This window comes from Legionella fairfieldensis ATCC 49588 (assembly GCF_000621525.1).
Lineage (GTDB): Bacteria > Pseudomonadota > Gammaproteobacteria > Legionellales > Legionellaceae > Tatlockia > Tatlockia fairfieldensis.
In genome coordinates this window covers 1-2,348 of sequence record NZ_JHYC01000056.1, presented here as the reverse complement: position 1 = coordinate 2,348, position 2,348 = coordinate 1, and the positions used below count along the sequence as shown (strand labels likewise).

Here is a 2,348-nt window from a genome sequence, read left to right as displayed (position 1 = left end):
CTCTTCTAAATAAAAACCGATCGGGTGAGTGTTCTCTATCGTATTCAGCTATTAATTTATTAGTGCAATTTTCAGGCTTTTCCCATAAATAGATCATTTTTTATTCATATATCCTTTAGTTAGTTTTGATTAACCTCTCGGCTGTGGTTTAGCATAGAGATCAGTTTTTCCGCTGCGCAAATCTTGACGCAACTCAGATAACGCTGTTCGTAATTCTGCACGGTACCGGCTTTGGGTCCAATTTTGAGTTTTGCCTGCCTCAACAATACCATCCATTCGTTTACCTACAGCATCCATCGCACGCTGCGTATGCCTACCACTATGAATAGAACGATTAGGGTGTTGAGAATTTCTTCCATCCGGCAAATATATTCTATTTACTTGAGAGTTCATATCCTTTTTATTATTAAATCCGGCTAACTGCAATAGCTCATGATTCTTAGTTGCCTTGTTAGTCGGACTAATAATATGATGACTTTGAAAGCCTTTAGTAATCTCTTTCCGGTTAAACGCACCGCCACTTACTCGACTGCCATCAAGAGGTCCATTTCTTCCTGCAACAACATTAACACGCGGTTGAACGCTTACTCCACCGTACACAAAGAAGGAGTAACGGGCAAGACCTGTGGTGTCATCTTTCTGCACCTCATGACGAACACTGGCGGGGACCCAAAAACATTGGCCTTCCAAATTGGTTTCTTCCTGATGCTTTCCTAAATGGATAGCGGTAAAACCTGATTCGAGTCTGGTCTTTGATTCTTTTTGTTGCATCAGCGCGTGGTTAGATTCCTGAGTTGCAACGGATTTTGCTGTTGCCTGTCCCCCCGTCATCCAATGCCGCCGCGATAAAATGGGTTGAGCTGTGGGGAAACTGAGGATCAATTTGATGTTGTGCTTCGATTTTCTCTTGATTCACGAGTGCGTTGGCTAAAGGATTCACATTCCCCTGCAATAAAGAATCAATCAGATTGTTGTAAGTAGCATGTCCAATAGACGCTAATTTTGCAGGAAATAGTTCAGAAAGTTGGCAATAAGGGGTAAGCCTTGCTTTTTGCTTCTTAATCTCAGTGGCAAAAAGTAAGGCTTGACCTCTTAAATGTTTTTCTTCATGATGCGAACCGAGGAAACGTCTGGATTCTGACAGGACACTCTTCATTCAACCAATCTTTACAGACCTCATCGACTTCAGGGTGCTGATTTAATATTCCATTTTGGTATTTATAATTAAATCCTTCATCGTATTCAATAGAGATCGCTGGATTCGGCTATCCAATCGTGGCGTTTTAACGATAGAGATTAGCATAAAAATCTTCAGGTCTTGCAAATCGCATCCCCTTAATTTTTTCCTTTTCAAAAACTTGTTTTATTTCTTCTGTCACCAATAGGTTACCCGGATATTCTTCATCTCGAGCAATTTTATGGTGTCCCATGCAACCTGGCCTATAGGTTAAGTATCGAAATCCTGCGATAGCATCAACTTGGGACATCTTGGTATAAATGGATTTTTCATGATCAATGCCTACAATAGTAGAAGTTACATTTAATAACTTATAATTGGTCAGGATACCATTCTTACAGTGAACTTCTGTATCAAAAAATTGCACGTCAGCAGGCGCTAATTCTAGCAACAGGTCTACTATCTTTTGATTCACTAGTGGAGAGGCTGAATTGTTAGGAATACAATCATAGCTACCAATTTTTGCTTGTAACATTTCATGTACAAAAATGATTTTTTTGTCTACTTTCTTGTTTGCCAGTCGAACACCATCTAAAAATAAAAACCGATCGGGTGAGTGTTCTCTATCGTATTCAGCTATTAGTTTGTTGGTACAATTTTCGGGCATTTCCCATAAATAGATCATTTTTCCGCCTTATATTCTTGGTTGATTTAATTAACCTCTTGGCTGTGGTTTAGAATATAGATTCGTTTTTCCATTGCGAAAATCTTGCCGCATTGTAGATAACATAGTGCGCAAGCCTTCGCGGTACTGCAATTGAGTCCAATTTTGGCTTTTTCCTCTTTCAAGTTGGATTTTATAATAGTGACGATAAGCGCTGGTATCAGGAACAGAGGATAATGAGCCATTTAGTAAAAAATCCAGAGCCTCGATAGACTCCCACAATAGGAGTCAAGTCTTGCTTTTTGCTATTGAAATTAGAATCAAAAAGCAAGGCTTGATTTCTTAAATTTTGTTAGCTTGGAGTGTAACAGACTCAGAAACCTGATAGAACATCATTAACAGCTAACTTGACGGTGCCAAAATCAGGAATACCACTCTTCAGGTCTGGCAAACCAAATGCCTTTGATTTTTTCTTTTTCAAACGCTTGTTTTATTTCTTCTGTCACT

Annotated in this window: 3 protein-coding genes; all 3 read right to left on the bottom strand. The window is 39.2% G+C overall.

The annotated features are described in order from the left end of the window. Positions 1–129 precede the first annotated feature (129 nt). On the bottom strand, positions 130–831 hold the full coding sequence (locus tag T345_RS0110715; protein WP_084273800.1) for an AHH domain-containing protein: 702 nt from the start codon (positions 829–831) through the stop codon (positions 130–132). Then, entirely contained in the window at positions 782–1,156 is a 375-nt protein-coding gene (locus T345_RS0110710; RefSeq protein WP_028389332.1) for a hypothetical protein, read from the bottom strand. Before T345_RS0110710 ends, T345_RS0110715 begins: the two co-directional genes overlap by 50 nt. A gap of 127 nt (positions 1,157–1,283) precedes the next feature. Further along, on the bottom strand, positions 1,284–1,862 hold the full coding sequence (locus T345_RS0110705) for an imm11 family protein (RefSeq protein WP_028389331.1): 579 nt from the start codon (positions 1,860–1,862) through the stop codon (positions 1,284–1,286). Positions 1,863–2,348: the final 486 nt, after the last annotated feature.

Bases quoted from the DNA above. Each gene is read 5' to 3' on its own strand.
- T345_RS0110715 (WP_084273800.1), bottom strand. From the start codon at position 831: ATGACGGGGGGACAGGCAACAGCAAAATCCGTTGCAACTCAGGAATCT.
- T345_RS0110710 (WP_028389332.1), bottom strand. From the start codon at position 1,156: ATGAAGAGTGTCCTGTCAGAATCCAGACGTTTCCTCGGTTCGCATCAT.
- T345_RS0110705 (WP_028389331.1), bottom strand. From the start codon at position 1,862: ATGATCTATTTATGGGAAATGCCCGAAAATTGTACCAACAAACTAATA.